Annotated in this window: 9 protein-coding genes; 4 read left to right on the plus strand and 5 right to left on the minus strand. The window is 69.8% G+C overall.

From position 1 onward, the window contains the following. Together IC63_RS16280 and IC63_RS16285 are read right to left on the minus strand one after the other, a co-directional pair. On the minus strand, positions 1-995 hold a 995-nt coding region (locus tag IC63_RS16280), incomplete at its 3' end, for a DUF2235 domain-containing protein (RefSeq protein ID WP_232222657.1). Between the two features lie 67 nt (positions 996-1,062). Then, positions 1,063-2,220, minus strand: coding sequence for a type III PLP-dependent enzyme (locus IC63_RS16285; RefSeq protein ID WP_036722509.1), 1,158 nt, complete (start codon positions 2,218-2,220; stop codon positions 1,063-1,065). A 144-nt stretch (positions 2,221-2,364) separates the two neighbouring features. Between IC63_RS16285 and IC63_RS16290 the strand changes: the two genes are divergently transcribed. Beyond that, on the plus strand, positions 2,365-2,796 hold the full coding sequence (locus tag IC63_RS16290) for an Lrp/AsnC family transcriptional regulator (protein WP_036722512.1): 432 nt from the start codon (positions 2,365-2,367) through the stop codon (positions 2,794-2,796). Positions 2,797-2,798: 2 nt separating this feature from the next. On the opposite strand, the gene IC63_RS19135 is transcribed toward IC63_RS16290, so the two are convergent. The 3 genes from IC63_RS19135 to IC63_RS16300 are packed head-to-tail and all read right to left on the minus strand — an operon-like array spanning position 2,799 to position 3,963. After that, a complete protein-coding gene (locus IC63_RS19135; protein ID WP_198026353.1) occupies positions 2,799-3,095 on the minus strand; it encodes a VOC family protein in 297 nt (98 codons plus the stop codon). Next, positions 3,047-3,280, minus strand: a complete 234-nt coding sequence (locus IC63_RS19140) for a VOC family protein (RefSeq protein WP_198026354.1) — start codon at positions 3,278-3,280, stop codon at positions 3,047-3,049. The genes IC63_RS19135 and IC63_RS19140 overlap by 49 nt, the downstream gene beginning before the upstream one ends. Positions 3,281-3,291: 11 nt before the next feature. Further along, on the minus strand, positions 3,292-3,963 hold the full coding sequence (locus IC63_RS16300) for a winged helix-turn-helix transcriptional regulator (protein WP_036722514.1): 672 nt from the start codon (positions 3,961-3,963) through the stop codon (positions 3,292-3,294). 97 nt (positions 3,964-4,060) lie between these two features. Between IC63_RS16300 and IC63_RS16305 the strand changes: the two genes are divergently transcribed. The 3 genes from IC63_RS16305 to IC63_RS16315 are packed head-to-tail and all read left to right on the plus strand — an operon-like array spanning position 4,061 to position 6,071. Next, the gene (locus tag IC63_RS16305; RefSeq protein ID WP_036722521.1) at positions 4,061-4,786 is read left to right on the plus strand and encodes a DUF1428 domain-containing protein; all 726 of its coding nucleotides are present in this window, start codon (positions 4,061-4,063) and stop codon (positions 4,784-4,786) included. After that, positions 4,786-5,217 carry a VOC family protein gene (locus tag IC63_RS16310; RefSeq protein ID WP_036722517.1) on the plus strand — a complete coding sequence of 144 codons (432 nt, stop codon included), beginning with the start codon at positions 4,786-4,788 and terminating at the stop codon, positions 5,215-5,217. The genes IC63_RS16305 and IC63_RS16310 overlap by 1 nt, the downstream gene beginning before the upstream one ends. A 26-nt stretch (positions 5,218-5,243) precedes the next feature. Then, on the plus strand, positions 5,244-6,071 hold the full coding sequence (locus IC63_RS16315; RefSeq protein ID WP_036722524.1) for a VOC family protein: 828 nt from the start codon (positions 5,244-5,246) through the stop codon (positions 6,069-6,071). Positions 6,072-6,155 lie beyond the last annotated feature (84 nt).

The raw sequence follows: 6,155 nt of genomic DNA on the forward strand, positions 1-6,155 counted from the left end.
CCCTGATCCCCCGCGCAAATCCCCGCCGCGACGCGCCGGCCATCAGCGCCGGGCCGCGATAGGGCAGCGGCACCGAGTCGTGCAGGCTGTCGCCCGCGGTGCCGACCGTGCGCGGCGCGCGGAGCAGGAAGGCCCGGCCCCATCCCGTCCAGCTGCCCACCGACGGCGCCGTCGCATCGCAGGGAAACAGTTCGCGCCAGCCCGCTGGCAGCGGCAGGCCGCGCGCCTCGGCCAGGCCGAGCATCCAGACCAGCGGGATGTTGGCCAGCGGCCGCGACACCTCGCCGCCCGTTCAGCTGGCCGCCGATATCGGGGTGGCAGCCGCGGAACCAGCGCTGTTCCAGCCGCGCAGCCTCGGCCCGGTCCCACAGGATCGGCTGGAACACCGCCCGGGTTTCGTCCAGCGCCAGCGCCTGCGCGCCAAAGCGGACATGCCCGCCCAGGTGGTGATCGTGAAACCGGTGCCGCCCTTCGGTCAGCATCCACATCACCGGCAGGCGCAGCCCCAGCGCCGCGACGGTGTCGAAGACGCCCAGCATGTCGATCGGGACATGGTCGTGGCAGCGCCGCATGAAACCGGCCAGCACCGCGCCGGTGGTTTCCCGCTGATACAGCCGCCAGGCGAGCCGGATGTTGCGCTGCGTCGCGTGCCGGGGCTGCAGCAGCCCCACGCGGCCGATCATCCCGGCCAGCGAGCGGGCAGTGAAGGCCCCGCGGGAGTAGCCGAAGACAAAGATCGGGTCGCCCGGCCGCCAGCTGCTGGCCAGCCAGCCGTAGGCCTCGGCGATCCGATCCTCGATCCCCTGGCCGGTGATTACGGCACGGACACCGCCCCAGCTGTCCCAATGCACCCCGCGCGCGTAATGTACCCGCACCGGCCCCGCCTTGCGCACCAGCCGCCGGATGGTGGCGATATGGCTCGATCGCGGCCCGCCGAGGGTGGCGAGCGTGCCGTCCATCAGGACGATATGCGGAATCGGCGCGCGGTCGGTCATGGTCAACCCATGAACGCAGAAGATTGCGATTCGGTTGACGCCGGGCCGCGCGACGCCGCGCGCGGCGTTACTCCAGTCCCATCACGGTCAGCTGGCGCAGCTCTCCGAAGCCGTTGAAGCGGGTGTTCGTCACCACCGAATAGGCGCCGGCGCCGTGGATCACGACGTAATCGCCCTCGGCGATGTCGTCGGGCAGCTGCAGCTCGCCGGGCAGGCGATCGACGGAATCGCAGGTCGGGCCAAAGACGACCCGCCCGGCGGCGTGGCCGGTGCGCGCCACGCCCTCCGGGGTCAGCACCTCGATGCGGTCCAGGTTGCCGATCATCGGCAATTCGGTCAGTCCGCCATAGACGCCGTCGTTCAGGAACACTGCATCGCCGTCGCGCACTGCCTTGACACGGGCGATTATGGCGAAGGCGTCGGCGCACAGGCCGCGGCCGGGTTCGCAGACCAGCTGCGGGGCGTCGTCGCCGAACACCTCGGCGGTGGTGGCGCCGATCCGCTCGAAGATCGCCGGCAGGTCGGGTTCGACGCCGTGCACCCGCCACGAGGGGAAGCCGCCGCCGACGTTCAGCCGCCGCGGCCGGACCCCGGCCATGTCGGCGATCTCGCGCGCGGTGCGGATATAGTGCTCCCACGCCGCCGGATCGACGCACTGGGTGCCCGGGTGGAAGGTCAGCGAGGCGACATAGCCGCGTTCGGCCACGGCTTTCAGCAGTTCGGCCGCCAGTTCCGGCGAGGCGCCGAACTTGGACCCGAAATCATAGGCCGCGCCCAGCACCGGCAGCTTGAAGCGGGGCGAGATCTCGCAGTCCCCGGCCGGCACGCGGGCAAACAGCTTGTCGAGTTCAGACCGGCTGTCCACCGACCACGCCTTGATCCCGGCGGCGACGGCATGTGCGATCTCGGCCTGCGACCGGACCGGGTTGTGATAGTGGCGTGCGGCCATCGGGGCCAGCCGCCCGATCAGGTCGATCTCGAACGGCGAGGCGACGTCAAAGCCGCGGATCCCGGCATTCACCAGGTTCGAGATCACCGCCTCGTCCGGGTTCGACTTGACGGCATAGGTCACCAGCCCCGGAAACCCCTCGAGAAACTGGCGCGCGCGGTCCTGCAGGATCGTCGGAGCGAACACGATCACCGGGTTCTCGGGGGTCAGCGCCCGCACGATCTCGGCCGGGTTTTCCCAGACGGTCTTGGCCACGTGGCCTTCGGTCAGTCCCATGCGATCCCCTTCCGATCCCGAATAGCTGCCTGCCAACGCAGGATGGGCGCTATGCGGTGCATCTGCAGCGATGAAAACTATAGATTGTCGCGTTCTTGCAGTTAATGTGACCGGAAGCGTCGTCTTATCGACGGGGGTAACGACATGGATGACATTGACCGGGCCATCCTGTCCCATCTGGGGCAGGATGCGCGCATGTCGGTCGCGGTGCTGGCGCGGCGGCTCAAGCTGGCGCGGTCGACGGTGCAGGCGCGGCTGGAACGGCTCGAAACCTCGGGCGCGATCGCCGGCTATACGCTGCGCCTGGGCGAGGCGGCCCGGCTGACCCGCATCCGCGCCACCTGCCTGCTGACCATCGAGCCGCGCGCCCAGCCGGCGATCCTCGGCCGGCTCAAGGCGATCCCGGCGGTCGAGCGGGTGCATTCCACCAGCGGCCGGGTGGACCTGCTGCTGCAGCTCGCCTGCGCCTCGACGGTCGAGCTGGACGAGGTGCTGGACCAGATCGGCAACCTGACCGGGGTGCGGTCGTCGGAAAGCCTCGTCCACCTGTCGACCAAGTTCGACCGGGCGGTATGAGCCTAGGCGGTGCCGGCGTGCGCGCCCTTCAGCGCGGCGATGTCGAACTTGACCATGCCCATCATCGCCTCGGCGGTCCGCGCTGCCGCCGCGCGGTCGGGATCGGCCATCATGTCGTTCAGCTGCCGGGGCACGATCTGCCAGCGCAGCCCCCAGCGGTCGATCAGCCAGCCGCAGGCCTGCGCCTGGCCGCCGTCCAGCAGCGCGTCCCAGATCCGGTCCAGCTCGGCCTGGTCGGCAACCTCGACGGTCAGCGACACCGATTCGTCGAACCGGCCGGGCGGGTTGGCCGCCTGCATCGCCGTGACCGGGGTGCGGCGATGGTAAATTCCACCAGCTTGACGCTGCCGGGCGGGCCGGAGGGTGATTCGGCCTGCATCGACCACACCCGGTCGATGCGGCTGTCGGGGATGATCCCGACATAGAACCGGGCGGCTTCCTCGGCGTCCGACGCGTACCAGAGGCTGGGCATCATGCGGGCCATGTCGAGTCCTTTCAGGGTTGGGTGGATCCGGGTGCGGGGCGTTCCAGCCGGAACAGGTCGATGAAGGGCTGGCCAGAGGCCACGTCGCCATCGACGCGCACCAGCCCGGCGGCCATCGTCCGGGCCAGCGGTTCGGGTCCATAGACGACGCGGGCCATGACGTTCGGCGGCGCGGCAAGATGTACGGCCCCCTCGGGGGCGTCGGTGCGGCGGACCTCGGCACGGCCCGCGCGGACGGTCATTAGAAAGCGTTCGTCGTCCATCGAAAATCCCGCCTCGTGGACCGCGCCCGGGTCGGCATGCAGCATGGATTGCATCGAGATCATCAGCGCCGTCGGGCTGATCGGCAGGCGCGGATCGTGCCCGGGCGACCCCGCCGCCCAATGGCAGAGCGCGACCAGCACCGGATGGAACGCGCGGCCCTCGGCGGTCAGCTCATAGACCGGCACGCTGGCCGGGGGCGGCAGGTCGCGGTGGACCAGCATGCCCGCGGCCTCGAGGTCGGCAAGCCGGCGCGCCAGCATGTTGGTGGCGATTCCCGGCAACCGGGCGCGAATCGCGCCAAAGCGTTTCGGCCCCAGCATCAGTTCACGCAACACCAGCAGCGCCCAGCGGTCGCCCACCACGTCCAGCGCGTGGGCGGCCAGGCAGCCTTCGCCATAGGATTTGCGGATTTCTGCCAATCGGGCCTCCTGTCAGTTTCTTGTTACAACTTTTCAGTTGCATTTTGCAAGCGATAAGCTCACCGTGAAGCCAGCCCCACAGCCCGAGGAGGACATCATGGCTTTCTATACCGGATCGCTGGCCCCCGTGCCGACCGCCAACAAGGACGCCTATCTGGACCACGCCCGCCGCGCCTGGCCGCTGTTCCGCGACCGCGGCGCGGTGCGCATGGTGGAAACCTGGGGCGAGGACGTGCAGCCCGGCAAGCACACCGACCTGCTGCGGGCGGTCGAGGCCAGGGACGACGAGACCGTGGTGTTTTCGTGGATCGAATGGCCCGACCAGGCGACCGCCGACACGGCCTGGCAAGAGATGAGCAGCGACCCCGATATCGGCGCGCAGATGGGCGAGATGCCCTTTGACGGTCCGCGCATGGTCTTTGGCAGCTTCTCGACGCTGGTCGCCGAGGGCACCGACCGGGACGCCGGCTATTATCAGGGCTTCGTGATCCCGGTGCCGGCCGGCAGCAAGGCAGCCTATGCCGACGTGGCGAAAGGCGCGTGGGAGGAGATGTTCCGCCCCAATGGCTGCCTCGGCACCTTCGAGAACTGGGGCGAGGACGTGCCGCGCGGCAAGCGCACCGACTTCTATCGCGCCGTCGACGCGCGTGACGGTGAGGTGATCGTCTTTTCCTGGACCGCCTGGCCCGACCGCGCCACCTGCGACGCCGCGGCAAGGGCGATGATGGAGGCCGACGGCGAAATGCCCGAGATGCCCTTCGACACGCAGCGCATGACCTGGGGCGGGTTCTCGACCCTGTTCGACAGCGCGCGGGCCGGCTGATGTTCGTCGCCTACCTGAAGTTTCTTGGCCACGCCGCCGAGGCCTTCGCCGCCTATGCCGAGATCTTCGGCGGCAAGCTGGAAACCAGCCGCTTTTCCGACATCCCGCCCGGCGCCGGGGCGCCGGAGCCGCCGTCCGAACAAAGGAACTGGCTGCTGCATGCCCGTCTGCAAAGCTTCGATGGCGGGGTGCTGATGGGATCGGACGCGCCGCCGCAATTCGCCGACCCGACCGAGCCGGACGGGCACAGGCAATCCGGCGTGTCGGTCCCCGTGTCGCGCCCCGACGCAGCGGCGGCGGGGGCGCTGTTCGACCGGCTGGCCGAAGGCGGCACCGTGACGATGCCCTTCGGCGAGACCTTCTTTGCCAAGGGCTTCGGCATGTGCCGCGACCGCTTTGGCACCCACTGGATGGTCAGCGCGGCGGACTGATCGCCATGGACCGAAAGGATACGACCATGAGCTTTCAAGGCAATCCCTGCTGGTACGAGCTGACCACGAGCCAAGGCGATCTGAAGGTGGCCGGGGAGTTCTATGCCCGGGTTCTCGGCTGGGCGGTGCAGGATTCCGGCATGCCCGATTTCGCCTATCACCTTGCCACGTCGGGCGGCGACATGGTCGCCGGGCTGACGGAGCCTCCGGGCGAGGGGGCGCAGAGGCCGCCGATGTGGCTGATCTATTTCGCCGCCGACGACGCCGATGCCACGGCCCGGCAGGTCGCCGGGCGGGGCGGCAGCATCCTCAGCGAACCCGCCGACATTCCCGGCACCGGCCGCTATGCCGTCGCGGCTGATCCGCAGGGCGCGGCCTTCGGCATCCTGCAGCCCGACATGGGCCAGATGGCCGATGCCGACCGCGCCAAGGCCGAACGCGGCGAGGGCGCCTTTGACCCGCAGAAGCCGGGGCACGGCAACTGGAACGAGTTGATGAGCACCGACCCGGAGGCCGGCTATGCGTTCTATTCCGCGCTGTTCGGCTGGACCAAGGGCGAGGCCATGCCGATGGACGAATGCCCGGATGCCAGCGAGGGGCCGGGCGGCACCTATCAGATGATCCGCCACAAGGGCGCGGACATCGGCGCCATCATGGGGCTGGGCGATGCCCCGCACCCGAACTGGCTGCCCTATTTCGGCGTCGAGGCCCCGGTGTCCGAGGTCATCGAGACGATCAGGGCCGCCGGCGGCCATGTCCAGATCGGTCCCATCGAGGTCCCCGGCCCGGCCTGGATCGCCGTCGGCAGCGACCCGCAGGGCGCCTGGTTCGCCGTGGTCGGGCCGCGCCAGTGACGCTCCGCCGGGGGGCTTTCCGCCTCCCGGACCCCGCCGCCGCAACCGGGGGGCTTTCCGCCCCCCGGTTGCGGCGGCGGGGGC

The sequence above is a fragment of the Paracoccus sphaerophysae genome (assembly GCF_000763805.1).
Lineage (GTDB): Bacteria > Pseudomonadota > Alphaproteobacteria > Rhodobacterales > Rhodobacteraceae > Paracoccus > Paracoccus sphaerophysae.

Bases quoted from the DNA above. Each gene is read 5' to 3' on its own strand.
- IC63_RS16285 (WP_036722509.1), bottom strand. From the start codon at position 2,220: ATGGGACTGACCGAAGGCCACGTGGCCAAGACCGTCTGGGAAAACCCG.
- IC63_RS16290 (WP_036722512.1), top strand. From the start codon at position 2,365: ATGGATGACATTGACCGGGCCATCCTGTCCCATCTGGGGCAGGATGCG.
- IC63_RS19135 (WP_198026353.1), bottom strand. From the start codon at position 3,095: ATGCAGGCGGCCAACCCGCCCGGCCGGTTCGACGAATCGGTGTCGCTG.
- IC63_RS19140 (WP_198026354.1), bottom strand. From the start codon at position 3,280: ATGGCCCGCATGATGCCCAGCCTCTGGTACGCGTCGGACGCCGAGGAA.
- IC63_RS16305 (WP_036722521.1), top strand. From the start codon at position 4,061: ATGGCTTTCTATACCGGATCGCTGGCCCCCGTGCCGACCGCCAACAAG.
- IC63_RS16310 (WP_036722517.1), top strand. From the start codon at position 4,786: ATGTTCGTCGCCTACCTGAAGTTTCTTGGCCACGCCGCCGAGGCCTTC.
- IC63_RS16315 (WP_036722524.1), top strand. From the start codon at position 5,244: ATGAGCTTTCAAGGCAATCCCTGCTGGTACGAGCTGACCACGAGCCAA.